Annotated in this window: 22 protein-coding genes and 3 pseudogenes; 8 read left to right on the top strand and 17 right to left on the bottom strand. The window is 64.8% G+C overall.

The window, feature by feature from the left end; all coding sequences use genetic code 11:
- Positions 1-60: 60 nt before the first annotated feature.
- The 8 genes and pseudogenes from ACJA3S_RS12785 to ACJA3S_RS12750 form a co-directional block, all read right to left on the bottom strand.
- Positions 61-966, bottom strand: a complete 906-nt coding sequence (locus tag ACJA3S_RS12785; protein ID WP_406822126.1) for an SDR family oxidoreductase — start codon at positions 964-966, stop codon at positions 61-63.
- 111 nt (positions 967-1077) lie between these two features.
- Positions 1078-1665: a nucleosidase gene (locus tag ACJA3S_RS12780; protein WP_406822125.1), complete on the bottom strand. Its 588-nt coding sequence runs from the start codon at positions 1663-1665 to the stop codon at positions 1078-1080.
- 46 nt (positions 1666-1711) lie between these two features.
- On the bottom strand, positions 1712-2869 hold the full coding sequence (locus ACJA3S_RS12775) for a carboxylate-amine ligase (RefSeq protein WP_406822124.1): 1158 nt from the start codon (positions 2867-2869) through the stop codon (positions 1712-1714).
- Positions 2870-2875: 6 nt separating this feature from the next.
- On the bottom strand, positions 2876-3829 hold the full coding sequence (locus ACJA3S_RS12770; RefSeq protein ID WP_406822123.1) for a methyltransferase: 954 nt from the start codon (positions 3827-3829) through the stop codon (positions 2876-2878).
- The gene (locus tag ACJA3S_RS12765; protein ID WP_406822122.1) at positions 3829-5163 is read right to left on the bottom strand and encodes an iron-containing redox enzyme family protein; all 1335 of its coding nucleotides are present in this window, start codon (positions 5161-5163) and stop codon (positions 3829-3831) included. The genes ACJA3S_RS12770 and ACJA3S_RS12765 overlap by 1 nt, the downstream gene beginning before the upstream one ends.
- A gap of 21 nt (positions 5164-5184) precedes the next feature.
- A complete protein-coding gene (locus tag ACJA3S_RS12760; protein WP_186674139.1) occupies positions 5185-5382 on the bottom strand; it encodes a hypothetical protein in 198 nt (65 codons plus the stop codon).
- A 61-nt stretch (positions 5383-5443) separates the two neighbouring features.
- Positions 5444-5563: pseudogene (locus tag ACJA3S_RS12755) on the bottom strand (KGG domain-containing protein); the annotation flags it as partial.
- A gap of 304 nt (positions 5564-5867) precedes the next feature.
- Positions 5868-6749, bottom strand: a complete 882-nt coding sequence (locus tag ACJA3S_RS12750) for a Dyp-type peroxidase (RefSeq protein ID WP_406822121.1) — start codon at positions 6747-6749, stop codon at positions 5868-5870.
- A 124-nt stretch (positions 6750-6873) separates the two neighbouring features.
- Here ACJA3S_RS12750 and ACJA3S_RS12745 point away from each other — a divergent pair.
- Positions 6874-6981: pseudogene (locus ACJA3S_RS12745) on the top strand (bile acid:sodium symporter family protein); the annotation flags it as partial.
- Between the two features lie 33 nt (positions 6982-7014).
- Here ACJA3S_RS12745 and ACJA3S_RS12740 read toward each other — a convergent pair.
- Positions 7015-7482, bottom strand: coding sequence for a sterol desaturase family protein (locus ACJA3S_RS12740; protein ID WP_406822120.1), 468 nt, complete (start codon positions 7480-7482; stop codon positions 7015-7017).
- Between the two features lie 173 nt (positions 7483-7655).
- On the opposite strand from ACJA3S_RS12740, the gene ACJA3S_RS12735 reads away from it, so the two are divergent.
- The gene (locus ACJA3S_RS12735; protein WP_406822119.1) at positions 7656-8165 is read left to right on the top strand and encodes a GNAT family N-acetyltransferase; all 510 of its coding nucleotides are present in this window, start codon (positions 7656-7658) and stop codon (positions 8163-8165) included.
- Positions 8166-8205: 40 nt separating this feature from the next.
- On the opposite strand, the gene ACJA3S_RS12730 is transcribed toward ACJA3S_RS12735, so the two are convergent.
- On the bottom strand, positions 8206-9774 hold the full coding sequence (locus tag ACJA3S_RS12730; protein ID WP_406822117.1) for a diguanylate cyclase: 1569 nt from the start codon (positions 9772-9774) through the stop codon (positions 8206-8208).
- Between the two features lie 152 nt (positions 9775-9926).
- Here ACJA3S_RS12730 and ACJA3S_RS12725 point away from each other — a divergent pair, with 152 nt between their 5' ends.
- Together ACJA3S_RS12725 and ACJA3S_RS12720 are read left to right on the top strand one after the other, a co-directional pair.
- Positions 9927-10427, top strand: a complete 501-nt coding sequence (locus tag ACJA3S_RS12725) for a DUF4142 domain-containing protein (protein WP_170029928.1) — start codon at positions 9927-9929, stop codon at positions 10425-10427.
- Between the two features lie 8 nt (positions 10428-10435).
- Positions 10436-10687, top strand: coding sequence for a hypothetical protein (locus tag ACJA3S_RS12720; RefSeq protein ID WP_170029929.1), 252 nt, complete (start codon positions 10436-10438; stop codon positions 10685-10687).
- A 118-nt stretch (positions 10688-10805) separates the two neighbouring features.
- Here the strand turns inward: ACJA3S_RS12720 and ACJA3S_RS12715 are convergent, their stop codons facing one another.
- Both ACJA3S_RS12715 and ACJA3S_RS12710 read right to left on the bottom strand, forming a co-directional pair.
- Positions 10806-10970 carry a DUF6021 family protein gene (locus tag ACJA3S_RS12715; RefSeq protein ID WP_406822116.1) on the bottom strand — a complete coding sequence of 55 codons (165 nt, stop codon included), beginning with the start codon at positions 10968-10970 and terminating at the stop codon, positions 10806-10808.
- A gap of 55 nt (positions 10971-11025) precedes the next feature.
- Entirely contained in the window at positions 11026-12012 is a 987-nt protein-coding gene (locus tag ACJA3S_RS12710) for a DNA-binding protein (RefSeq protein ID WP_406822115.1), read from the bottom strand.
- A 239-nt stretch (positions 12013-12251) separates the two neighbouring features.
- On the opposite strand from ACJA3S_RS12710, the gene ACJA3S_RS12705 reads away from it, so the two are divergent.
- Positions 12252-12857, top strand: coding sequence for a transcriptional regulator (locus tag ACJA3S_RS12705; protein ID WP_406822114.1), 606 nt, complete (start codon positions 12252-12254; stop codon positions 12855-12857).
- A 141-nt stretch (positions 12858-12998) separates the two neighbouring features.
- Entirely contained in the window at positions 12999-13997 is a 999-nt protein-coding gene (locus ACJA3S_RS12700; protein WP_406822113.1) for a threonine/serine dehydratase, read from the top strand.
- 68 nt (positions 13998-14065) lie between these two features.
- Here ACJA3S_RS12700 and codA read toward each other — a convergent pair whose 3' ends face one another.
- The 3 genes from codA to codB are packed head-to-tail and all read right to left on the bottom strand — an operon-like array spanning position 14066 to position 17791.
- Positions 14066-15307 carry a cytosine deaminase gene (gene codA / locus ACJA3S_RS12695; RefSeq protein WP_406822112.1) on the bottom strand — a complete coding sequence of 414 codons (1242 nt, stop codon included), beginning with the start codon at positions 15305-15307 and terminating at the stop codon, positions 14066-14068.
- A 4-nt stretch (positions 15308-15311) separates the two neighbouring features.
- Positions 15312-16529 carry a PucR family transcriptional regulator gene (locus ACJA3S_RS12690; RefSeq protein ID WP_406822111.1) on the bottom strand — a complete coding sequence of 406 codons (1218 nt, stop codon included), beginning with the start codon at positions 16527-16529 and terminating at the stop codon, positions 15312-15314.
- The gene (codB, locus tag ACJA3S_RS12685; protein ID WP_406822110.1) at positions 16526-17791 is read right to left on the bottom strand and encodes a cytosine permease; all 1266 of its coding nucleotides are present in this window, start codon (positions 17789-17791) and stop codon (positions 16526-16528) included. Before codB ends, ACJA3S_RS12690 begins: the two co-directional genes overlap by 4 nt.
- Positions 17792-18156: 365 nt before the next feature.
- On the opposite strand from codB, the pseudogene ACJA3S_RS12680 reads away from it, so the two are divergent.
- A pseudogene (locus tag ACJA3S_RS12680) lies at positions 18157-20479 on the top strand (putative bifunctional diguanylate cyclase/phosphodiesterase).
- 75 nt (positions 20480-20554) lie between these two features.
- Positions 20555-21505 (top strand): tyrosine-type recombinase/integrase, encoded by a 951-nt coding sequence (locus tag ACJA3S_RS12675; protein WP_406822109.1) that lies wholly within the window; start codon positions 20555-20557, stop codon positions 21503-21505.
- A gap of 80 nt (positions 21506-21585) precedes the next feature.
- Here ACJA3S_RS12675 and ACJA3S_RS12670 read toward each other — a convergent pair whose 3' ends face one another.
- On the bottom strand, positions 21586-22725 hold the full coding sequence (locus ACJA3S_RS12670) for a glycerate kinase (protein WP_406822108.1): 1140 nt from the start codon (positions 22723-22725) through the stop codon (positions 21586-21588).
- A 165-nt stretch (positions 22726-22890) separates the two neighbouring features.
- On the bottom strand, positions 22891-23988 hold the full coding sequence (locus ACJA3S_RS12665; RefSeq protein WP_406822107.1) for a sugar diacid recognition domain-containing protein: 1098 nt from the start codon (positions 23986-23988) through the stop codon (positions 22891-22893).
- Positions 23989-24014 lie beyond the last annotated feature (26 nt).

Here is a 24014-nt window from a genome sequence, read left to right as displayed (position 1 = left end):
AGGTTGCCTGCCGATACCACAAGTGACTGCACCAAGCCGCGAAGGTTTAGCCGGCCAGCCCTACGGCAACGGGTTGCCGCCGGTGACGCCGAACACCTCGCCGGTGATATAGCTGGACTCCTGGCTGGCCAGCAGGACGTACACCGGCGCACACTCGGCCGGCTGGCCCGGGCGCTTCATCGGCGTTTGTGCACCGAATTCGGGGATTTTCTCCGGTGGCTGGCCGCCGCTGGGCTGCAGTACGGTCCAGATCGGCCCCGGGGCCACGGCGTTGACCCGGATGCCGCGTTCGATCACCTGTTTGGCCAAGGCCTTGGTGAAGGCGACGATAGCAGCCTTGGTGGTGGCATAGTCGAGCAAGGTGGCCGACGGCTGGTAGGACTGGATCGAGGCCGTGTTGATGATGGTTGCGCCCGCCGGCATCAGCGGCACCGCCGCCTGACACAACCAGAACAGCGCGTAGACGTTGGTCTTCAGGGTATGGTCGAACTGCTCGTGGGTGATCTGGCTGATGTCCTTGCGCGCCTCCTGCTTGCCAGCGACGTTGACCAGGATGTCCAGGCCGCCGAGCTGTTCATGGGCCTGCTCGACCAGCTCTTTGCAGAACTGCTCGTCCTTGAGGTCGCCGGCAATCGCGACCACCTTGCGGCCTTCGGCTTCGATCAGCTTGATCACTTCGCGGGCATCGGGTTGTTCGATGGGCATGTAGTTCAGCGCGATGTCGGCCCCTTCGCGGGCAAAGGCGATGGCGACTGCGCGGCCGATACCCGAGTCTGCGCCGGTGATCAGCGCCTTGCGCCCGGCCAGCCGGCCGAAGCCCTTGTAGGTGGCTTCGCCGTGGTCGGGCTTGGGCTGCATGTTGACGTCCAGGCCCGGCGCAGGCTGGCCCTGGGCCGGGAATGGTGGATGCGGGTACTGGGTCAGCGGGTTCTGCATGCTGAACTGGTCTTGGGGTTTGTTGGGCATGGGGGCTCCTCCTCTGCTGAAACCGGGCCGGCCCGTCGCAGGGCCGATACCGGTTTCGAGAAGCCCCCTGGGCGATGGTTTGCTTCAGCTGGCAACACCCCCGACCAGCGGTCACACTGGGCTGAACAGCACCCGCTGGAACGCCTCTGCGGCCAGGTGCACCTGCACCGCCCAGTCGCCAGCCGCATCGCTGCCGGCATCGTCGGAGATGTATTTCAGGCAGACAAATGGAATGCTCTCGCTGCGCGCGATCAAGGCCAGCACATAGGCCTCCATGTCGACCACGTCGTACGGCGCGTCGCCGTGGTTGATCTCGAAGCTGTCGCCGCTGCCGCAGGTTTCCACGGGCAAGCCGGGGATCACCACGCCATGCTCCAGCAGCACCGGGATATCCGACAGCGGCGTTTCGTAACGGGCGAAGCCCAGCGCGGTAACGTCCATGTCCCGTTGCACGAAGCGGGTGCAGCACACCACTTCGCCCTTGCCATGCCGCAGGCTGCCAGCCGACCCGAGGTTGACGATCAGCCTCGGCCTGTTGGCGGCGATTGCTCGTGTCAGGGCGATGGCGGCATTGACCTTGCCGATGCCGGTGAACACGCTGTTCATCCCGGCGAACACGCTTCCCGCCTCGGCCTCGAGGGCAAAGACGAACAAGGTGTCAGCCAGGGAAATATCTGGGAATTGCTGGGTCAAGATCATGCTGCTGGGTGTCCGGATGGCTGGCAAAGGGCGCCGCCATTGTCGTTCAACCCTGCGCGATTGCAAGTGCCGTGGCGCTGTGAAGAGCGTATTTGCCGCCCTCCGCCAGTACTTGGTCCACGACCAGGCGTAGTGCTTGCGGCGCGGTCTTGCCGCTGGCGCGGGCGTGCTCGAAGCAGGCCAGCTGACGGTCTGCGCTGGTGCCTTCGGCAACGATCCGGCGCGCATGCAGCATCGCCCGCTCGGCGTCTGCCGTGTCCACGGGGAATGCATCCTGCAGCTGGGCGAGCCAGCCGTGGGCGGAAACAGCCTGCTGTTGCCGCTGGCCGATGAAGGTACCGTGGCGGCCGTGGCGCATGGCGCGCCAGTAGTTTTCCTGGGCGACCCAGCGCAGCTCGCGGGTCAGCGGTTCGGGGTCGTGCCCCCAGCGTACGCAGTGCTCGACGATATGCCGGAACAACCCGGCGATACACAGCACATCTTCCAGGTCCGGGCAGGCATCACAGATGCGCAGTTCAACGGTCGGGTAGCGCCGCGACGGGCGCACGGCCCACCAGAAGTCGCCATCCTTGGCCAGCGACCCGGTACGTTGCAGCAAGGCCCGGTAGCGCTCGTAGGCCGACCAGTCAGGCAAAGGCTCGGGCAAGCCCATGTGCGGCCACTCGCCGCAGATCACCCGGCGGTAGCTCAGGTAGCCCGTATCCTGGCCGCACCATAACGGCGACGACGTGCTCAGTACCAGCAGCAGCGGCAGCCACGGCACCAGGCGATTGATCAACTGCATCCGGTCGCAACCGGCCGGCACACCGACATGCACATGCAGGCCGTTGACCAGGCTGCGTCGCGCCACGTGCTGGTAATCATCGAACAACTGCCGGTAATGCGCCGCAGAGGCCGCTTTCTGCTTCTGCCACAGGGCAAACGGGTGGCTGGCCGCGCCGTACAGGCCCAGGCCCTCCTCGGCCAGGGCCTGGCCAAGGCGCTGCCGGCTCTGGGCAAGGCATTCGCGTGCCTGGTGCGTGTTATCGAATATCGGCGACACCACCTCGATCTGGCTTCGGAACATTTCCTGGGCAAATTGCTCGCCCAGCAGCTCCCGACAGCGCCTGGCCACCCCCGGCGAAGGGGTGGCCGGCACCCGGCCGCTGGCAAGGTCTGTCAACAGATATTCTTCTTCGATGCCGAAGGTACAAGGCGCTGGCATGCTGGTTCAGCCGTTACGGGTGACGGTGAGGGCAACTGCGGCGATGCGCTCGACCTGTTCGTAACCGCGCTCGCCCAATTGCTCAGCGAACACGTCCGGGTCGACCTCGCGGTAGACCCACGACCACCCAGGCCCCGCCAGGCGCAGGCGGATGGCTTCAAGCAAGGCATCCCTGCCGTCGACGATCGCCACGCCGGTATACAGCACCAGCGAGCCCCCAGGGCCGAGCCGCTCGAGCGCCTGCTCGACGATGCGCAACGACAGCTCGGCACCCAGCACGCCACCACCGTGACGGTAGGTGCGCTCCTGCACATCGAGCATGTACGGCGGGTTGGCGATGATCAGGTCGAACAGGCCGGTAATGCCGTCGAGCAGGTCGCTTGGCTCCACCGAGACATTGCTCACGCCTGCCAGGGCCGCATTGATCGCTGTATAGCGCAGCGCAAGCGGGTTGATGTCCACGGCGGTAACCTGGGCGTGCGGTACCGCCTGGGCCACCAGCAAGGCACCGACACCGGTGCCGCAGCCAATGTCCACGGCATGCTCGACGCGCTTCGGGGTGCGTTGCAGGTGCTCGTGGATCACCTGGGCGAAACGGTAGCTGTCCGGGCCGAAGAACACCGCGTCGCTGGCCTCGGTGGGGTACGCCGAGTGCACCAGCAGCAAGTCTTCGAGGGTGGCCCAGCGGACCGTACTCACCAACCACTCGCCACGCGTCGCCAATACCTGCGCCTGGCGTAGCTGGTCCAGTTCGTCGGCGGAAACCAGCGAGGGCGGAAACGGGCGGCTCCAGCCGAACACATCGCGCAGCGTCCTGGCCCGCTCTGCCCCTGGGCGGGCGTTGACCCGGGCGTGGGTGGCCGGTGTGACACAGGTGAAGCGGTAGCCGTCGGCACGCAGGCGCTTGCCCAATTGCAGCAATGCCTGGTCTGCCTGGATCTGTTGTGGGTCAAGCTGCATCAGCGCGGTTCCTCCTGGGCCAGGCCGGTGGCACGCAGGTAGCCCTGGGTCGCCAGCAATCCTTCCGGTGTGGCATGACGGTTACCGGCCATGCTGTCGATCAAGGTCTCGATGTCGGTTTCCTGTGCGGTACGCTCCAGTGGTGTATCCAGTTGCAACGGCTCCTCCCAGCTGCCAGGCATCACCCGCGAGCCAGGGGCTTGCCAGCCCGCTGCGATCCAGTCATGCCACAGCTGTTTCTCATAGGCGGTGAACACACCGTACATGGGCGCCGACGGGCCTTCGACCAGGCGCCACCAGCGGCTGTTGGCAGGGGCCTCTCCCCGGCGGATCCAACCTTGCGCCTGCAAGGCTTCGAGGAACGCCGGCATGCCGCCTGGCTCGGCCAGCCACTGGTTGACGGTGCGTTTCTGCAGGCGGCAATGATCGGAATGCATGAACTGGCCGAAATGCCGCTTGTGCTCCAGGGCCATGAGCAGCTCGGCCTCCAGGTCGAAACTGCCGATCAGGCTGGGGGTATCCACCCCCAGGTCATTCAGGCGATAGCCTTGGCGTACACGTTGGTAGAACCTGCACAGGTCGTGCGCCGGACACAGCTGGCGCAGCGCCTGGATGGACAAGTGCGCATGCCCGCTGGCGGCATTGTCGATGGTCACGTGCAGCTGGAAGTAATGGCCGTCGATGCCCAGTTCTGCCAGTTCGTAGGTGGTGATCAGCAAATGCAGCGGCGGTTGTTCGTAGCCCAGGTTGTAGCCGATGACCTCGGGCAGAAACGCGTCGGCATGGTGCCCCAGGGCCAGTTGCAAGGCCCCTTGCAGGTAGCGTTGGTCATCCAGTTCGGGTAGGTCCAGACAGCCCAGCCGGCTCAGCAGGCGTTGATAGATCAACACGTGGTTGCAGCGCGGATCACCGCTGCCCAGTTCTTCCAGGTAAGTGCGGATCAGGCCGTGGTAGCGCGGGTCACGCCAATGGCGCAGGGTACCGTGCAGCCACGCACCGTCCACCGCCTTGGTGGGCGCGACCTGCTGCAGGAACCACAGCGCCTGGGCGCGATTGGCGAAATAGCGCCGTGGGCTACCCTGGCGACGTTGCGCCAGGTAGGCGGCGTAGGCTGCAGCGACCTCGGCAGCATGCCGAGCGCTCCAGGCCTCCAGCTGCGCCGGGTCAGCAGGCAGATCGTCCGGCAAACCTTGCACCTGGGCCAACTGCTCGTTCAACCATGCGGCGCTGGCCGCATCGGCACCGCCCAGCAGTGCGTGGTAACGGTCGTACAGGCTTGGCCCATTGGTCGAGGCCGGTACCATCGCGGCGGTCTTGCAGGTCATGACCGTCATGCCGTATTCCTTGTGCGCGTGTTATTGGCTGGGTTTCTGCCCGGGCATCGGCTCAGGGCCTGGCGCAGGTTGTGAAGCAGGCTTGTCGCCGGGTTGCTGCATCTGCAGGGACGGTTTGCTTTGGTCGGCATCCTTCGCCGGGTGGTCTTTGTCGCGGTCGAAACAGCCACCGACCAGGGTGAAGGCGCCCATCAGGGCTATCAGGGGGAGCAATCGCATGGGGCACTCCTGTTTGCGCAAAATCGCAGTGCCAGGCTAACCCGGCACTGCGTAGCCTCACTTACGAACGGCCGCCTTTGCGGCTCGATTCACTGCTGCGGCCGCCACCGGAATGCTGGCCGCCCTTGCGTCCAGCTTCGGAGGCTTTCTCGCGGTCATTGGCAAAGTTGCCTGGGTTCTTGTTACCACCCTGGCTGCCTTGTTGATTGCCGGTACGGCTGTTCTCTTTGTTGGCCATGGTCTTAAACCTCGTATGACTTCGGAATGCACGGCATTACCTGCCGTACACCTGTTCGGAGTTCGGTCATATTGAGGGATTCGGTTTATTGCGAAGCGTTCGGACCAGCGGCATTAAATAAGCGGTAACGCCATATTTGGCGCGCCACAGAGTCGCACGGTGGGGCCTGGTGAATGGGCAGCGCAGCGGCAGCCTTGCGCCACCGCGGAGCCCCTGGCGAATGTGCCAGGGGCGGGATGTTCAGCTGTCAGGCCGACAGCAACAGGCGCAGGTCGACACCGGCGTCGGTCATCGGTGGGCACCAGTAATAGCCACCACTGAGCGGCCGGCTAAAGCGGTACAGGCCGTCAATGATGCCGTCCTCCAGGCCGCTCATGCGTCGCAGCTGCACCTCGAAGGCGTCGAAGCTGCGGCCCAGCGCGACGAACGCCAGGCCCGCGCCGCGGGTGTCTGCCCAGGACACCGAGCGACGTACCATGAACGCCTCCGGCGCGAAGCTCTCCTGGGCGGTCCGCTTGACGTGTGCAGACTCTGGCGCGTCATCCAGTTCTTCGTTGTCGCTCAGGCGGCGGCCGATGATGTCGTCCTGTGCATGCTGGGGCAGCGACTTGAAGTACTGCAGATCGTGCTTCCACAGCTGGAATGCCGCAAAGCACGACCCGTCGAGGCCAGGCTGCGCAGCCTTGAGGATGGCCGCCTCGACGGCGGCCTCATCACGTGGGTTTTCGGTACCGTCTTCATAACCGGTGAGGTCACGCCCGCCCTGGTGGAGAAAACCGTCCACCTGGTCCACCAGGCTGAATGCCGGGCTCAACAGCTGTTCCAGGGCCTGGGCCCGCAGGTACAGGTCGCCACGCTCTTCCCCGCGCAGCCACAGCCACAGGGCATGTTGGGTGCTGGGGTTTTCCACCGCGGCGTCCAGTTGCGGGAAAGGCTTCAGGCCATCGACCTGGCTGCCCAGGGCTTTTGCCAGCGGTGCACCGATGCCCAGCGTCAGGCGCACGCCGTCGACATGGCCCGCCAGCGCATCCAGGGCTGCCGGCAGCGCTTCCAGTGCTTCGATGGCAAAGAACAGGTGGCGGGCGTGAACCGGCACCGGTGTGGCAAGCAGACCTTGCTGAAACGGCATGACAGGCTAATCCTCGGTAAAACCGGGAATGCTACTGCGCCGGCAGGCGCGCTGCAACGCGACATGTGGCCTCGCTGGCTGCTGGTATCTGGCAACTGGAGATTGGCATTCACAACGGCACTTTCCGGCGGCGCTGTATAGCCTGATCATGTTCTTCACCGCGGCGGGGTTCGGCGGGTGGGTCAGTTGCGGGCATGTGGCGCTGCAGGCCAAGGGTGAGGCAATGAACTGAAGGGATTGCCGCAGGCAAGGCCAGTCGCGATTGTCACGGCTGGCTGCGCCTGCTGCGCAACTGCTGTTTCAATACCCGCAATGGCGGTGCATAGAAGAACCCGAACGATACACTGCCGGTGCGCCCTTTCACCGCATGGTGCAAGCGGTGCGCGCGGTGCAGGCGCTTGAGGTAGCGGTTGACCGGGCGTGGCTTGCGTGGCCAGTGCCGATGAAACAACCCGTCATGGGCCACGACATACAGTACCCCGTAGCCCGCCACGCCAGCGCCAACCCACTGCAATGGTGCATAACCGCCCTTGCCCAGGGCAACCAGCGCCGTGGCGACCAGCCCCAGGGCCAGCAGGTACAAGTCGTTGGTTTCCAGCATGCCCAGCTGTGGCTCATGGTGCGAGCGGTGCAGCCACCAACCCCAGCCATGCATGATGTACTTGTGGGCCAACGTGCCAACACCCTCCATGGCCACCAGGGTGCCGAACAGCACGGCGAGATTGAACAGCATGGAACAGTCCGGTGGATGGCGAATGAAGGCGCAAGGGTACCGATTGCCTGGCATTTTTTCCATGCAGGCGTGCCCGGTTGCTGGTGCTGGCTGATGAAGCCATTGTCACGTTTCAGCCCTTGACCGGCTGCGCGCTTCGGATTAAGACGTAGCGCTTTGCAAGGAGTGAGTCCATGCGCATCCGCCCTACCCTCGAGCGCGATATCCCATGGCTGCCGGCGCTGGAACGCTCGGCTGCCCAGGCTTTCGCCGACTGGCCGGCACTGGCGTGGCTGGCGCAGGCCGATGTGCTGGACGTTGATGCGCACCGCGCATTCGTCGCCGCGGGCGCCAGCTGGGTGGCCGACGACCTGCAAGGCCACGTGCTCGGTTTCGCCTGTGCCCGGTTCGAGCGGCAGGCGCTACACCTGTGCGAGATCTCGGTGCGTCGCCAGGCCCAAGGGCAAGGCGTCGGCCGCGCCTTGCTGCGGCAGGTGGTGGATGCCGCGCGCCAGGCGGGTGCCCGCGAGCTGACCTTGACCACGTTTGCCGATGTGCCGTGGAATGCGCCGTTCTACGCACGTTTCGGCTTCGAAAGAATTGACGAGGAACGGCTGGATACACGCCTGCGTGGCATCCTTGCCGATGAGCTTGCCCATGGCCTCGTCGGGCGCTGCGCGATGCGCCTGGGTCTAGGGCAATGAGCCCGGGCGCGCAACGCGCCCCTGCCGCTCGCCCGCAGGCTCAGGAATCCGCACTCGCCCAGCTGTCCTGCGCCACGCAGTACCTGTCCCGGCCTTGACGTTTGGCCTCATACAAAGCCGCATCCGCTGCCGCCATCAGCCGCTCGGCGGTCACCTCCTCGCGCGCCGGGTCTCCCGTGGCGATGCCGGCACTGCACGATAACCGCCCCAACGGGCTGCCTGCATGTTCCAGCATGTGCCGGCGCAACAGCTGCTGTACCTCCTGCACCAGCAGTTCCGCCCCGCGGGCATCGGTGTCAGGCAGCAGCAGGGTGAACTCCTCGCCTCCGTAGCGCACTGCCAGGTCGGCCGGCCGCTTCAGCGCCTGTTGCAGCACTTCGCCAAAGCGCCGCAGGCACTGGTCGCCCGCCGGGTGGCCATAGCGGTCGTTGTAGGCCTTGAAGTGGTCCAGGTCGAGCATCACCAGGGTCAGCGGATAGCCCTGGCGCCGTGCCCGACGCAGTTCCGCTTCGAACACCGCATCCAGCCGCCGGCGGTTGCCCAGCCCGGTCAGGCTATCGGTCAGGGCCAGCGACTTGAGCGTCTGGTGCGCCTGGTGCAGCGCCCGCTCGATGAAGATACGCTCGCGCAACTGGCGCAGTACCACACCAGCAAATGCCGCCAGCCCTAACAGCAAAAGCAGCAGCACGGCCATTGATTTGATCGCATCGTGGCGCCAGGGTGCTACGATCGACTCGCGCGACAAGCCGGCCTCCACCACCAATGGGTAGCTCGCCAGCGCGCGATAGGCATACAACCGTGGCGTGCCGTCTACCACCGCAACCGCTTCTACCAGCCCCTCTGTGGCATAGGGCAGATGGTTGCGGAAAATCTCACTGTTGGCCAGGCTGCTCCCCACTACCCGCTCGACGAAAGGCCGCCGAACCAGGATGGTGCCGTCGCGCATGGCCAATACCAGCGCGCCGCGTTCGTCGATCTTGAAGTCGCCGTAGTAATGCACGAACCAGTCCACCTTGATGGTGCCCAGCAACACCCCGGCGAAGCTGCCGTCGGCATGTTGCAAACGCCGGGAAATGGGAATGATCAAGGCACCCGTGGAGCGGCTGCGTACCACCGAGCCGATGTGTACGCCACGGTCGTTGTGGGTGCGGTGGTAGATGAAGTAGTCGCGGTCGGCATTGTTGGCATTGGGCGGTATTGCTGCCTGGTCGGTAACGATCCAGTTGCCCTCGGCGTCATACACGAACAATCCATGCAACTGCGGCATGATGTTCTTTTGCTGTACCAGCAAGGCATGCAAGCGCGGCCGGTCGATATGCCCGAAACCATCGCCTTCCAGGCGCTCAGCCAGGGCTGCGGTGATGGCATCCACTTGGCGGATGGCATCTTCAGCGTGCTGCGCCGTGGCTCTGGCCAGGTTGGTGACCATGTTCTCGGCATTGGTAAAGGCATGCCGGTAGTCACGCCAGATGCGCCAGCCTTCGACCACGACAAAGGCCAGCATCACCATCAGCATGAACGCCAGAACCAGACGGAACAGCGCCACGGCACGGCCCTCACCGGTCATGGCGAAAAGCCCCTCTTCGTCCTTATTCCTGGCTGCGTACATTGAAATCCCTGGCCACCCCGCGCTTGCCGCTGTTCACTATAGTTGACCAGCATGTGGACACCGCCGACGAGGAAAAAGATTAAACCTTTGCCCTGCTTTCACCCTCAACCGTACGCGACACTGAGGTCGCGTCACGGTTTAAGGAGTGAAGCATGAGCAATCTCTTCATCAAGCGCGTCGGTTTTTCCATGGTGCTGGGCCTGGCATCGGTACATGCCCTGGCGGCGAGTTCCGATGACTTTGTCGAGGCCGCCACCGAGTCCGGCATTGCCGAAGTGGTTACCGGTAAGCTGGCCCAGGAGAAAAGCCAGAACACCGAGATCAAGACATTCGCCCAGCAAATGGTCACTGACCACACCCAGGCCAACCAGAAACTCGGTGATATCGCTCGCAAACTGGACATTTCCGTACCCGATGAAGCGGCGATCACTGACAAGGTCAAGAAAATGATCCTGGAATGGCGCGAGGAGTCCTTCGACAAGGCCTACATCAACAACCAGGTGGATGCTCACGAAAAGGCGGTGGAACTGTTCAAGAAAGAGGCCGCCTCGTCTGACAAGGCCGAACTGAAGGCCTTCGCCAGCGAAACCCTGCCCAAGCTCGAACAGCATCTGGAGCACGCCAAGGCACTTCAGGCCAAGCACGGCAAGTGAGGCCCGCCATGAGTAATGATGCATTGAAGGCCGAGGTTCTGACCCGCCTGCTGCACGCCCACCCGCAAGGGCTCGGCAAGGAGGTGCTGGACAACTACCGCGGCGAGAAAGCGGTGGCCGGTATGCTCAAGACCTTGCAGGAGGCCGGTTTGATCCAGGACGGCAGTGTGGCGGTCGGCAGCGACCACCAGATCAGTGTCAACTACCCGATCAAGCTGTCGGCTGCGGGTGTGGAGGCAGCCAGGCAAGCCGACACTTGAGTGTCGCTCGCCTGGCCCGCCCTGTCGCCGGTAAGCCAGTGCCTTCATCGGCCGTGCCTGGTATCAGGCGCAGCCGATGGGGTGGCTGGTTTGCCGGCGATAGGCTGCAAGCCAGAGGCTATGGTTTTTTCTCAACGTCTCTGGGGGGCTTGGCCGGCCCTTGCGGGTCGACTTGCGGGTCTTCTGCATCCGGGGAATCCGGGTCGAAACCCAGGTCGACCTTCTTATCGGCCTGCTCGGACGAGTGAGGCCCCTCTTTGCGTACGGGTTGCGATTCGGGCATGACACTATCTCCAGGGAATGTATAGGGAAGAAAGCACCCGCCCGAAAAAGTTTGATCAATCTGCAGCCTGGGCCAGTTGCGCCTTGCACTGTACCAGTGCTTCATCACGTTCCTTCAACTGCTCATCAAGGCGCTGCAGTTGCCGCGCCATTTCGGCGCACTGGTCGCGGCGCTGCTCCAGGCTCTGCGCCTGAGCCTCCAGCTGCCGACGCATCTCCTCGCTGGCGCCCTGCGCCTGGGCCAGGATCGTGCGCAGGCCCTGGATCTGCGCATCACGCTGCTCCAGCAGTTGCTCCTGCGCCCTGCAGGCGCCGGAGGCCTGGCGGTGTTCCCCCAGCAACCGCTCGTTATCGCGGTGCAGGCGGGTCAGTTCGTCCTGCTTGACGATCATGCCCTGCTGCAACTGGCGCACTTCCACCTGCAACTGCTGCAGTTGCGCTTCGTGGCGGCGTTGTTCCTGTTCGCGCTGTTCGCGGCTGGCATTGCGGTAGTGCTCCAGCGCGTCACGGGCATGGCGGTGCTTGTCCTCCAGCGACTTCACCTGCTCGTCCTTGTCCGCCAGGCGCACCTGCAGCTCGCCGAGCGCCTGGTTGAGGCTGGCACTGCGCAGCTGTTCGGCTTGCAGGGTGCTTTGGGTGGAGCGCAGCTTTTCCGCTTCGGCGGCCAAGGCGGCCGCGTCGATCTGATGCTGTTGATGCGCGGCCGCCAATGCCTGCCGAGCGATTGCCAGCTGCGCTTCGAGCTGCTCGCGCTGCTCGATGAAGCGGCTTTCGGCCTGCTCGATCTTCAGGTCGGCCTCGTCCTGCAACTGGGTCGCCAGCTGCCCGACCATTCGGCTGAGCACGTCGCTCAGTGCCAGGCCGCCCTCGGCGGCGACGGGCTGCTGGCCGTTCAGCTCCTTCAGGTAACGGTGGATCGTGGTCTTGGAACCGGTATTGCCCAGCTCGATACGAATGGCATCGATGCTGGGGTTTTCGCCCCGTGCAATCAGTGCCTGCCGCGCTTGCTGCACGACCACCTTGTTGATACCGCCTCGGGCCATGCCTGCTCCTACGATTTTGTACTGTGTTATGTACCATGTAATTACATACCGATTATGCCGATATGCACGCCTGCCTGCAAAGCGTTACTAAGAAGGAATAATCACGGCTTATCGCATGTGAAGGAAAAAAGCTGCCTGTCCGGCGCTCAGGCAAGCGTATGGAGCCGGCCGGCCAGGCGCCTTGTGTCGGTTACGCTTTGCCGCCACCATGGTGCCTGGCCTTCGATCATCGACAGAAAATGACCCTGGAAAACTACAAGGCAATCGCCGACAGCATCGCGCTGCTGCTGTACCCGCACGCTGAAGTCATCGTTCACGAGCTGCGCAGCCAGACCGTCGTTCACATCGCCAACAATTTCTCCCAGCGCAAACTGGGCGATGAATCGGCGATCGACCATGAGCTGGAGGACCTGTTGAACGGGGTCAACCTGGGCCCCTACGAAAAGCTCAACTGGAACGGCCAGAAGGTCCGCTCGATCAGTACCGTGCTGCGCAACCAGGCCGGTGAAGCCGAGCACCTGATGTGCATCAACCTGAATGTTTCGGTACTGGAGCAGGCACGCGCAGCGCTGGATGCCTTCTTCCAGATGAGCCGGCTGGTGCCGCAGCCCGACTCGCTGTTTCGCAACGACTGGCAGGAACGCATCAACACCTTCCTGCATGCCTGGCTTCGCGAACGCAACCTGTCCCTGCAAACGTTGCAGGCAAAAGACAAGCGCAGCCTGGTGCAGGCGTTGCATGCCGAGGGCGCGTTCGAAGGGCGTAGCGCTGCCGACTACATCGCCAAAGTGCTCAATATGGGCCGCGCCACCGTGTACAAGTACCTGAAGGAACTGCGCGCCTAGGCGGCAGGCAGCGCCTTGCTTTTCGTTCCATGACGCTGGCGAGCCAGGCAGTGGCGCGGGTGGGCGGGCTCACCCTCTTGTCATGAATGGACAATATGTCTATTGTGGACTCAATTTCTACGATTGTTCAGGAATGCAATCATGTCCACCGCCACAGGTTCGCCCACTGTCGATGCCATTTACCTCGACACGCTGTACCAGGCGATCAAGGATGCCCATGTGGCGCTACGCCCGGCCGTCAGTATCACACCGCTGACTTACAGTGCCCGGCTGTCGGCAATCAGCGGCTGCCTGGTGCTGCTCAAGTGCGAGCACCTGCAGCACACCGGCTCGTTCAAGTTTCGTGGGGCCAGCAACAAGATCCGCCTGTTGCCGGAGGACCAGCGTACCCACGGGGTGATTGCCGCTTCTTCCGGCAACCACGGCCAGGCGCTGGCACTGGCAGGTAAAGCAGCTGGGGTGCCGGTCACCGTGTACACCAGCAATGGTGCTTCTGCCTACAAAGTACAAGCCATGCGCGCACTTGGCGCAGAGGTGATCGGCTTGCCCACCGACCCGTTGGGGGCCGAACTGGAGGCTGCCAGGCAGGCCCAGGCCCAGGGCAAGCCATTCGTCTCCCCCTACAACGACCCGCAGGTCATTGCCGGGCAAGGCACCATCGGCTTCGAGCTGTTCGAGCAGGCAGCGGACCTGGACGCGGTATTCGTTGCCGTTGGCGGTGGCGGGATGATCTCCGGCATTGCTGCAGCCCTGCGGGTACTCAAGCCGGGTACCGATATCATCGGCTGCTGGCCAGAAAACGACCCGGCGCTGGAGCAGTCGCTCAAGGCCGGCGAGATCATCGAGGCGGATGCCACCGACACGCTGTCCGACGGTACCGCCGGCGGCGTCGAGCCTGGCAGCATTACCTTGCCGCTGTGCCAGGCGTTGCTGACCGACACCGTGCTGGTCAGCGAAGCCGAAATCAAAGCTGCCATGCGCGAGATCGCCAGCAGTGAACGCTGGATCATCGAAGGAGCCGCGGCGGTTGCCGTCGCCGGCATGCTGAAGCTGGCCGAGCGTTACCGCGGCAAGCGCGTCGCGGTCATCCTGTGTGGCCGAAATATCCTCCTGGACGAATTCCTTCAGGCTGTGCGCTGAACGGCCGCCCGGGGTGCGCTGGTCTCGCCCCGGGCGGTAGTGTCAGTGCGGGGCGAGAGCCATCGACATCAGGCAAAGCGCTGCACGTGCGCTGGTGTCCGCTGCATCAGCACCTTGCCATGGCGCACCGACACCAGCGCATGCCCCTGGCTGCGTACCATTTCGTAATCATCCGCTGCCGACAGCAGTAGCAGGTTCGCCGGTCGCCCTGCCTCGATACCGTAGCCCTCCCCCAGGTTCAAGGTTCGGGCGCTATTGTCGGTAATCAGGTCCAGGCAGCGCTGCAGGTCTTCATAACCGAGCATGTGGCAGATGTGCAGGCCGGCCTCGAGAATGCGCAGGATGTTGCCGTTGCCCAACGGGTACCAAGGGTCGACGATGGAGTCCTGGCCAAAGCACACGTTCATCCCGGCGCGATCGATCTCGGCCACGCGGGTGACGCCACGGCGTTTCGGGTAGTTGTCGAAACGCCCTTGCAGGTGAATGCTCTCGGTCGGGCAGGAGACGAAATTGATACCCGACAGCTTCAGCAGGCGAAACAGCTTGTAGCAGTAGGCATTGTCGTAGGAACCCATGGCCACTGTGTGGCTGGCGGTAACCCGCGGCCCCATGCCGCGCACCCGTGCCTCCTCGGCCAGCACTTCAAGGAAGCGCGACTGCGGGTCGTCGGTTTCGTCGCAGTGCACGTCCACCAGGCAGCCGGTACGTTCGGCCAGGTCCATCAGGAACTTCACCGACGTCACGCCCTGGTCGCGGGTGTTCTCGAAATGCGGAATACCGCCAACCACATCGGCGCCGATGGCCACCGCTTCGGTCATCAGCGCCCGGCCGTTGGCATACGACTCGATGCCCTCCTGGGGGAACGCAACGATCTGCAGGTCGACCAGGTGACGCACTTCGTCACGCACCTCGACCATGGCCTTGAGCGCGGTAAGGGTCGGGTCGGTAACATCGACGTGGGTGCGGACATGCTGGATGCCATGCTCCACCAGCATGTCGATGGTCTTTTTCGCACGGGTCTTGATGTCGTCGTGGGTGGTGATCTGCTTGCGCTCGGCCCAGCGCTCGATGCCTTCGAACAGGGTACCGCTCATGTTCCACTGCGGCTCGCCGGCGGTCAGCGTGGCATCGAGGTGAATGTGCGGCTCGACGAAAGGTGCTATCACCAGGTTTTGCCGCGCATCCAGGTCGCCCACAGTAACGGGCGCCACCCCCTCGGCCTGGGGGGCGATTGCGGCAATGCGCTCGCCGTCCAGTTCGATGCGGAACAGCCCGGGCTTGCCGCGCAGGCGTGCGTTGATAATGTTCATCTTGTTACTCCTTGCCGTGGTCTTCGCTCATGCGCCATATCAACAGGGCGACGGAAGCATTCATGCGAAAAAGCGGGTCGTCGAGAGTCTGCCCGCTGAGTTGTTCGATGCGCAGGATGCGCTGGTTGACGGTATTGCGGTGCAGCCCCAGGCGCTGTGCGGCCTTGAAAGCGTTGCCATTTTCCATGAGCAGGGCGTCCAGGGTGTGCACCAGTGCATGGGCATGTTTGCGCCCGGGGCTGATCAGCGGGCCGAGGGTGCGGCTGACGAAATCGTCGATCAGCGAGCGGTCGAAAATGCCTTGTAGCAGGCGTAGAACACCCAGTTCGCTGAAGTTGCAGTAGCCGTTGCCCGGACGCAAGTGCCGCGCTACATCGAGCGCCTGGCGCGCCTCGTTGAGGGCCTGGCGGTAGTGCGCGCAATCGTCGGCCAGGGCCGACAGGCCCATGTACAGCTGCAGTTCGCCGGTCGCCGCCTGCAACTGCCGGTACAGGGTAGCCAGTACCTCGGGCAGGTCGCGGCTGTCGGCCAGCAGCACCACGAACAGGTCGCCGGGCAACTGCGCGGTGACGCTGCCCGGATGTTGCCGGCACCAGGCTTCGAGCTGGTCTTCCAGGGCCTGGCGGATAGCCTGCCAGGTACGTTCACCCAGTACCAGGCCGTGGCGCTCGAACAGCTCATCCACACCTGACAGGCGCAAGGCCAGCAGGCGCCGCGGCTGATCCAGGGCCAATCGCAGGTGTGCTGCCCGTTGCCGGGCAATCGCCAGGCTCGGGTAGTCGCCGGTGAGCAACTGGCCCAGTAAGTCATTGCGCGAGCGGCGCGCCTGGCTGGTCTGCACCAGCGCCGTGCCGATCAGGTGGGTCACCACCACCATCTTCAGCGCATACGGCTGCTCGATCAGCGGCAGGCCCAACTGTTCGGCACGGGCGATGACCGCTGGCGGGATGACCTGGATGAAACTGTCGCCGGTGAGGATGACCATGCCGGCAATACCCACAGCGTCGCCATCCTCTATCAGGCTCAGCAGGTTGGCCTCGCCGCGTGGGTGGTTTATACCGGTGACGAACACCAGTTCGCCGCCCATCACCCATTCGGCGATGCCTTCGTTTTCTGCCACGTACGGCCAGCGCACCCGGCGGTGCAGGCTGCGCGCCCCGGCCCGCACGCTCAGTTGGTGCAGGCCGGGCAACTGCAGGATCTGCTCCAGCGCCAGGCTCACGGCTCGACGCCTGCCTGGCCTGGCGCGCGGCGCCGAGCAGCCAGTTCGACGAAGGCGATGTAGCACAGTGCCGAAGCGCCGATGCCTACCAGCGGGGCGATCCACGGCGAGGCGCAGGCCAGCACCGCGCCCACGGCATAGGCAGACAGCCCGGTCAGGTTGTAGCGTGGCAGGCGTGCCGTGCCCAGGGCCGGGAACCTGCCGCGGTGGCGGTACCAGAAGTCGGCCATGATCACCCCGCCCAGCGGCGGAATGATCGAGCCCAGCAACACCAGGAACGGGATCAGCAATTCGTACATGCCGCCGATCGCAAGCACAATCCCGACGCCGGCGGCCACCAGCGTTGCGGTACGCCGGCGCTCGCTGCGCAGCAGGTGGCAGGCGGCCGCCGACACGTTGTAGATGGTCGGCCCCTGGATCGTCCACAGGTTCAGGCAGAGCATGACCACCGCCGCGAACGACAGCCCTTGCAGCACCATTACCTCGACGATATCGGCTTGCTGGTAGACCATTGCGCACCAGGCCCCGGCCACTACCATCAGGCCGTTGCCGAGCAGGAATGCCACCACGCTGGCAATGACCGCCACCCGGCCGCTACGGGCCAGCCGGGTCCAATTGGTCGCCTGGGTGGCACCACTGGCGAAGGTACCGAAGACCATGGTTACCGCTGCTGAAAAGGTCATGGCCTCATGCGGCACCACCGCAGCCAGGCCGGCAAGCCCCCCGGCATCGCGGGTAGCGATGTACATCGATACCACCAGCAGCCCGAACATCAGCGGCACCGACACCCGCGACAGTCCATCCAGGCCCTTGAAGCCAATGATGGCCGTGAGGCTGAAGCCCAGGCCAAACAGCACCATCAACGGCATGCCGAAGCCTTCCGCCAGCCCCAGCAACCTGACCAGCACGATGGCCACCGTGGCCGTGCCCCAGGCGTACCAGCCCAGTTCGGCGAAACCCAGCAGGAAATCGGAGAGCCGGCTACCCGCTTCACCGAAACAGAAGCGCCCCATCAACACGGTGTTCAGCCCGCTGCGCGCGGCGATGAACGCGAGTGCTGCGGCATACAGGGCCAGCAGGCTGTTGCCGATGGCCGCCACCCATAGCATGTCGACAAAATTGAAGGCCATGCCCAGCTTGCCGCCGGCGAACATCGTGCCGGTAAAGAAGGTGAAGCTGAACAGGACCATGGCGATCGGCAGCAAGCCCTTGCGGGCGGATTGCGGGGCTTCGCTGAGCGGGAATTCGCTGGATGAACTCATTGCACGGGGCTCCAGGTTGTAGTCGGGAGCAGGGAGAGCAAGATGCAGGCCGCTTTTCACCCGGTGGGAAATGCCGCTCGGAACAGGCGCATGGCACTACCGACTATGTGCATGCTGAACAGTTAAGTGGAAAAAGTACGAAGTGAAAGTGTGCCCAATGACTTTATTTGAGACACGGGTGCACCAAAGCAGGTCGGTGTTGGGTAGTTGCTTCCCAGGCAGACATGGCCTGGAGGAGCAGCCTGTCGCAGGCCCTTTGTGGCCTCCGCAAGGGAAATCCTTAAAGGCGATTAGCCATCAGTCATGAGGCTGTCATCTTACTGTCGTATTTTTCGACCATTACCCAGGGTCGGGAACTACCAGCAGTGATTCGCCGTTCGCTTTCATCCGCCAGCCTTCTCCGGCTGCTGATCCTGATGCTGTGTGCAGCGACCCTGGCGTTTCTCTGGGGGCTGCACGTGTCGCAAAGGGCGACCGCAAGGCAGGATGCGCTGGCGGCCAAGGCTGCCGAACACCAGAACCTGGCCAGCCTGGTCGGCGAAAGCCTGCGTCAGCTGGTCGACCGCGCACAGGCGCTGGGCCGGGTTACCCAGGATGACCTGGAGGCCCTGCGCCAGGGCAATGTCAGCCTGCCGAAGCTGCTTGCCGAAGACCCGCTGTTCAAGCGCATGAGCCTGTACGACCGGCAAGGCAGGCTACTGTCGGCCAGCCATGCCGACGTGGCTGCCGAATTGCCCCAAGCCTGGCTGCAGGAGCTGCAACGGCACGTGTCGCGCTATGGCTTCAAGCCCTTCCTGCCCAGCCTGCAACCCTCCCGCCAGCCAGCTACCCTGCCCGACCGGCAGCTAGCCTTTCTGCTGCCGCTGACCGATCCGCGCGGCCACGACCTCGACAGCCTCCTGCTGGTGCAGCTGGATAGCGGCTACCTCGCGGTGCTGCTGCAGCACATCGACCTGGGCAGCAGCGGGCTGGTGCGGTTGCTGCAGGAAGATGGCCTGGAACGCCTGCGCATTGACGGCCGTCATCGCCAAGGCCACTGCTGCGCTGCAGCCTGTGCTGCCCGGCAACGCCAATGAAGCGGGCAAGCTGACGCAGTACGCAGCCGGTGTCCCCTACCAGAGCCTGTACCGGCGCATACCCGAGCGCGGCTTCAGCGTGGTGGTCAGCCAGCGGCAGGACGAGGTCCTGGCACCTGCTGCACTGGCCAACACCTGGCAATTCTGGCTGACCCTGGGCATGACCCTGATGATCCTCGCCAGCCTGCTGTGGACCTTGCGCCTGTTGCGCAAACGCCAGGAGGCGTTCAGCGCGCTGGAGCAGGCTCAGCAGGTCAACCAGCAACTGATCGAGCGCCTTGAGGCGGAACACCGGCGCAGCAGCCACGCCGCTGCCACCGACCACCTCAGCGGCCTGCACAACCGCCGCCAGTTCGTCGAGGTGGCTGGCCAGGCACTGACCCGCCAGCGCGGCAAACGGCGCCTGATGGCAATTCTGTTCATCGACATGGACCGCTTCAAGTCGATCAACGATTCGCTGGGGCACAAGGTCGGCGACCTGCTGTTGCAGGCCGTGGCCGGGCGCATCCAGCGCCTGCTGGCGCCCGGCGACGAGGCTTCGCGCTTTGGCGGCGACGAGTTCGTGGTGTTGCTGGCGGGTGAGCGCAGCGAGGAACAGATCAATGCCTGGGTCCGCCAACTGGTGCAGAGACTTTCGGCCACCTACGCCCTGGACGGCCAGGAGGTCAACACCAGCCCCAGCGTAGGCGTGAGCATCTGCCCGCGCGATGGCCAGGACATCGACAGCCTGATCCGCAGCGCCGATGCCGCGATGTACTCGGCCAAGCAGGCCGGGCGTGCCCAGTACCGCTTTTTCGACCCGTCGCTGAACCTGGCCGATATCCAGGCTTTCACCCTCGAACAGGCCTTCGGCAGCGCCTTGGCCGAACGCCAGTTCGTGCTCCACTTCCAGCCGCAGATCCGTCTCGACACCCAGCAGGTACTGGGCTACGAAGCCTTGGTACGCTGGGACCATCCCGAATTCGGCCTGCTCTACCCGGACCGCTTCATCGGCCTTGCCGAGCGCAGCGGCTTCATCGTCGAGCTGGGCTGGGAGGTGCTGCGCCTGGCCTGCGAGGCATTGGCGGCGTGGGCCAGCCAGGGCCGTGAGACGCGGCTGGCGGTGAACGTATCTGCCCTGCAACTGCGTCAGCCGGGTTTCGCCGCGCAGTTGTTGGCCAAACTGCAACAGCACGGCATCGAGCCACAGCGGCTGGAGCTGGAAATCACTGAAACCACCATTCTTGATCCTGAAGGCACGTCAGTGGCGCAGCTACACAGCTTGCGCAGGGCCGGCCTGGGTATCAGCCTGGACGACTTCGGCCGTGGCTACGCCGGCTTTGCCCACCTGCACACGCTGCCGCTGAGCAAGCTGAAGATCGACCGCTCGCTGATCGCAGCATTGTCCAACAGCCATGACGACAGCCCGATCGTGTCCTCCACCATCATCCTGGCCAAACGCCTGGGCCTGGAAGTGGTAGCCGAGGGCGTGGAAACCCGCGAGCAGGTGGTATGCCTGAAACTCGCCGGCTGCGATATTGCCCAGGGCTACCACTTCAGTCGGCCACTGTCGCCGGCGCAGCTGCGTGACTATGCGCCGTTCAACGGCCTCCAGGCCAAGGCTTGCGTCTGACCCGGGTGCCGGCAGCGCAGGACAGCCAAACCCTTTTCGGTTTATTGTGTGCCCATTGCCCATCGACACCGCACCATGACCGACATCGAGCGCTACCTGCGCGCCGCCACGCGTGACAACACCCGGCGCAGCTACCAGGCCGCCATCGCGCATTTCGAAACCCACTGGGGTGGCTTTCTCCCGGCCACGGCCGAGAGCATCGCCCGCTACCTGGCCGAGCATGCCGAACTGCATACCGTCAGCACCTTGCGCCAGCGCCTGGCTGCGCTCAGCCAATGGCACGTTGCCCAAGGGTTCCCCGACCCGACCAAGGCACCGTTGGTGCGCCAGGTGCTGCGCGGTATCCGCACCTTGCACCCGACACCGCCGAAGCAGGCCGCGCCGTTGTTGCTGCAGCATTTGCAAAGCGCCGTGGCGTGTTTCGAAGAAGAAGCCCGCCAGGCCCGGCAACGGCATGACCTGGCCGCCCTGCGCCGCGCCCGTCGCGATGCGGCCTTGCTGTTGCTGGGCTTCTGGCGCGGTTTTCGTGGCGATGAGCTGGCGCGGCTGCGTATCGAGCACATCCATGCCGAGGCCGGTGTCGGCATTACCCTGTTCCTGCCGCGCAGCAAGGGCGACCGCGAAGCGCTGGGGGTGCAGCACCGCACGCCGGCGCTGAAGGCGCTGTGCCCGGTCACGGCCTACCTGCAATGGCTGGAGGTGGCCGGCATCGCCCACGGGCCGGTGTTCCGCAAGCTGGACCGCTGGGGCAACCTGGGTGACGCCGCGCTCAACAGCAACAGCCTGGTCGGCCTGCTGCGGCGCATGCTGGCGCGTGCCGAGGTGCCGGCGGCGCTGTATACCGGCCACTCGCTGCGCCGTGGTTTCGCCACCTGGGCCACGGCCAACGGCTGGGAACTGAAATCGCTGATGAGCTACGTGGGCTGGAAGGACGCCAAATCCGCATTGCGCTACATCGACGCGGCGCAGCGCTTTGGCGAACTGGCCGTGCTACCGGCCAGCCAGGCGCAAGCGCTGATTCCCTGACGCCTCGCTGGCAGCCTGGCCGTGCTGCCGAGCGGCCGGGCCAGCGCTATTCCGGCGCGCACGGGCAGCCCCAGCAGCGATCAGCTTCGCCTTGCGCTGTGCCACAAACGGCCAATGTCACAGGCCCGCGCGCGCAGCAGGCTGGCAGCATCGGCACAGGCCTGTTCCAGGCTCATCGGCCCGCTGGCCAAGGCAAAGGCCGCATCGACCCCATGCGCATACAGCTGCTGGTAGCCTTCACCCAGGGTCCCGGCCAGCACCACCACCGGCACGCCATGGCGCTTGGCCAGGCGCGCCACGCCCATGGGGGTCTTGCCGCGCAAGGTCTGCGCATCGAAACGCCCTTCGCCGGTTATCACCAGGTCGGCGCCCTGCACCAAGGCCTCCAGGCCGGCCAGTTCGGCCACCACTTCCACCCCGGGGCGGAACTGCGCGGCCATGAAGGCCCGGGCCGCGAAGCCCATGCCGCCGGCAGCGCCACAACCCGGGTAGTCGCGCACATCCTTGCCCAGCAGCTGCGCACAATGGTTGGCAAAATGCCCCAGGGCCTGGTCCAGCGCCTGTACCTGCTGCGCATTGGCACCCTTCTGCGGACCAAAGACCACCGACGCACCATGGCTGCCACACAGCGGGTTGTCGACGTCTGCGGCGACCTCGAACGCTACCTCGGCCAGGCGCGGGTCGAGGTCGCTGGCATCGATGCGGGCCAGCCTGGCCAGGGCCAGGCCGCCCTCCTCCAACGCTTGCCCGTCAGCGTCCAGCAGGCGCAGGCCGAGTGCCCGCAGCATGCCGCTGCCGGCATCGTTGGTGGCGCTACCACCGATTGCCAACACCACCCGCTGCGCGCCGGCGGCCAAGGCGGCAGCGATCAGCTCACCGGTCCCCCAGCTGCTGCTGCGACAGGCATCGCGCTGGCCGCTGGGCACCAGTTGCAGGCCACTGGCCTGGGCCATTTCGATGATTGCTGTGCGGCTCTGTGGCAACCAGCCCCAACCGGCTTCGACGCTTTGCCCCAGGGGACCACGCACGGTCTGCCGGCGCAGTTCGCCGTGGCTGGCGGCAAGAATCGCCTGCATGGTGCCCTCGCCGCCGTCGGCCATCGGGCATTCGCGCAGCTCGGCGTCCGGCCAGGCCTCGCCCAGGCCCGCGGCGATGGCACGGGCGACAGCGGCAGCGTCGAGGCTGTCCTTGAACGAGTCGGGGGCGATGACGATCTTCATGGGGCTTCTCCTGTCCTGATCAGCGGCATGCTGACAGGTGGCTGCCACGCTGGCCTCGGTCGCTTGCACAAAATGCTCTGCGGGTTGTTTGGGCAAATGCCTTCGTGCACCGGCGCAGGCCTTTTCTGGCGGCGCAAGGCCGCGCCTACAGCGATCGCAGCGGCGTCAGTCGGCGGGCAGTAGCTGCAACGCCAGGTACAAGCTGAGCATACCTTCCATGCGCAGCGGGTCCACTTCGCCCAGCTCGGCGATGCGCTCCAGGCGGTAGCGCAAGCTGTTGCGGTGGATACCCAGTGCATCGGCACAGGCCTGGCTCTGGCCGTCATGGGCACACCAGGCACGCAGGGTGGCGAGCAGCTGGCCGTTGCTGTCCTTGGCGCGAATACGCTGCAACGGTTCCAGCAATTCATCCAGCGCATCATCGTTGCGGTGCCGCCATAGCAGGGCCGGCAGCCGGTAGCGCTGCAGGCTGAGCAGGCGCTCGCCAGGCACCACCTCGCGGCCATAGGCCAGCAAGTCACGTACCCGGCGGTAGCCCCGGCGCAGTTGTTCCAGGCTTTGCGCTGCACTGCCCAGGGCCAGGCGCGCGACCAGCCAGCCATGGCGCTCCAGGCGTTCCAGCAGGCGCGGCGCGTCGAGCGCCAGCGCCGCGGGGCGGCACCACAGCAAGGACTCGCGCGCGGGGCTTACGCACCAGCTGTCCGGATAACGGCTGGTCAACCACCCGGCCAACGCTTCGGCAGGTGCCCCCGAGGCCAGTTCGAACAGGCAGGGTACCCGCGGCAACTGCGGCTTGAGCCCCAGTTGCCGGGCTTCGTCGAGCAGCCGGGGCGAATCACCGCTGCCGCCCAGCAGCAGCGCCAGCAGGTCATCACAGCGCTGCCGCCGCCATTGCTGGTCGGCCTGCAAATGGCGCTGGGCCAGGAGCATTTCGGCGGTCATGCGTACCAGCTCACCGTAGGTGCGCAGCTGCTGTGGGTCGCCGGTCAGGCCAAGCACGCCCATCAGCCTGCCATCGAACATCAGCGGCAGGTTCACCCCCGGTTGCACGCCCTTCAGGCACTTGGCCGCGTCGCTGTCCAGTTCGACGATGCGGCCGTTGGCCAGCACCAGTTGCGCCCCCTCGTGGCGGGTGTTGATACGCTCCGGTTCGCCACTGCCCAGGATCAGCCCCTGGCTGTCCATCACATTGACGTTGCACGGCAAGATGGCCATCGCCCGGTCAACGATATCCTGTGCCAGGTCATGGTCGAGTTCGAACATTCAACGGTCCTTGGGGTGTTAGGCTC

The sequence above is a fragment of the Pseudomonas sp. KnCO4 genome (assembly GCF_045344305.1).
Lineage (GTDB): Bacteria > Pseudomonadota > Gammaproteobacteria > Pseudomonadales > Pseudomonadaceae > Aquipseudomonas > Aquipseudomonas anuradhapurensis.
This window is presented reverse-complemented; position numbering and strand designations above follow the sequence as displayed.

Excerpts from the sequence above, each read along its gene's own strand:
- ACJA3S_RS12670 (WP_406822108.1), bottom strand. The coding sequence starts at position 22,725 with ATGAAGATCGTCATCGCCCCCGACTCGTTCAAGGACAGCCTCGACGCT.
- ACJA3S_RS12775 (WP_406822124.1), bottom strand. The coding sequence starts at position 2,869 with ATGCCAGCGCCTTGTACCTTCGGCATCGAAGAAGAATATCTGTTGACA.
- ACJA3S_RS12725 (WP_170029928.1), top strand. The coding sequence starts at position 9,927 with ATGAGCAATCTCTTCATCAAGCGCGTCGGTTTTTCCATGGTGCTGGGC.
- ACJA3S_RS12785 (WP_406822126.1), bottom strand. The coding sequence starts at position 966 with ATGCCCAACAAACCCCAAGACCAGTTCAGCATGCAGAACCCGCTGACC.
- ACJA3S_RS12700 (WP_406822113.1), top strand. The coding sequence starts at position 12,999 with ATGTCCACCGCCACAGGTTCGCCCACTGTCGATGCCATTTACCTCGAC.
- ACJA3S_RS12740 (WP_406822120.1), bottom strand. The coding sequence starts at position 7,482 with ATGCTGTTCAATCTCGCCGTGCTGTTCGGCACCCTGGTGGCCATGGAG.
- ACJA3S_RS12770 (WP_406822123.1), bottom strand. The coding sequence starts at position 3,829 with ATGCAGCTTGACCCACAACAGATCCAGGCAGACCAGGCATTGCTGCAA.
- ACJA3S_RS12705 (WP_406822114.1), top strand. The coding sequence starts at position 12,252 with ATGACCCTGGAAAACTACAAGGCAATCGCCGACAGCATCGCGCTGCTG.
- ACJA3S_RS12665 (WP_406822107.1), bottom strand. The coding sequence starts at position 23,988 with ATGTTCGAACTCGACCATGACCTGGCACAGGATATCGTTGACCGGGCG.
- ACJA3S_RS12760 (WP_186674139.1), bottom strand. The coding sequence starts at position 5,382 with ATGCGATTGCTCCCCCTGATAGCCCTGATGGGCGCCTTCACCCTGGTC.
- ACJA3S_RS12675 (WP_406822109.1), top strand. The coding sequence starts at position 20,555 with ATGACCGACATCGAGCGCTACCTGCGCGCCGCCACGCGTGACAACACC.
- ACJA3S_RS12750 (WP_406822121.1), bottom strand. The coding sequence starts at position 6,749 with ATGCCGTTTCAGCAAGGTCTGCTTGCCACACCGGTGCCGGTTCACGCC.
- ACJA3S_RS12710 (WP_406822115.1), bottom strand. The coding sequence starts at position 12,012 with ATGGCCCGAGGCGGTATCAACAAGGTGGTCGTGCAGCAAGCGCGGCAG.
- codA (WP_406822112.1), bottom strand. The coding sequence starts at position 15,307 with ATGAACATTATCAACGCACGCCTGCGCGGCAAGCCCGGGCTGTTCCGC.
- ACJA3S_RS12780 (WP_406822125.1), bottom strand. The coding sequence starts at position 1,665 with ATGATCTTGACCCAGCAATTCCCAGATATTTCCCTGGCTGACACCTTG.
- ACJA3S_RS12715 (WP_406822116.1), bottom strand. The coding sequence starts at position 10,970 with ATGCCCGAATCGCAACCCGTACGCAAAGAGGGGCCTCACTCGTCCGAG.
- ACJA3S_RS12765 (WP_406822122.1), bottom strand. The coding sequence starts at position 5,163 with ATGACGGTCATGACCTGCAAGACCGCCGCGATGGTACCGGCCTCGACC.
- ACJA3S_RS12720 (WP_170029929.1), top strand. The coding sequence starts at position 10,436 with ATGAGTAATGATGCATTGAAGGCCGAGGTTCTGACCCGCCTGCTGCAC.
- ACJA3S_RS12730 (WP_406822117.1), bottom strand. The coding sequence starts at position 9,774 with ATGTACGCAGCCAGGAATAAGGACGAAGAGGGGCTTTTCGCCATGACC.
- ACJA3S_RS12735 (WP_406822119.1), top strand. The coding sequence starts at position 7,656 with ATGCGCATCCGCCCTACCCTCGAGCGCGATATCCCATGGCTGCCGGCG.
- codB (WP_406822110.1), bottom strand. The coding sequence starts at position 17,791 with ATGAGTTCATCCAGCGAATTCCCGCTCAGCGAAGCCCCGCAATCCGCC.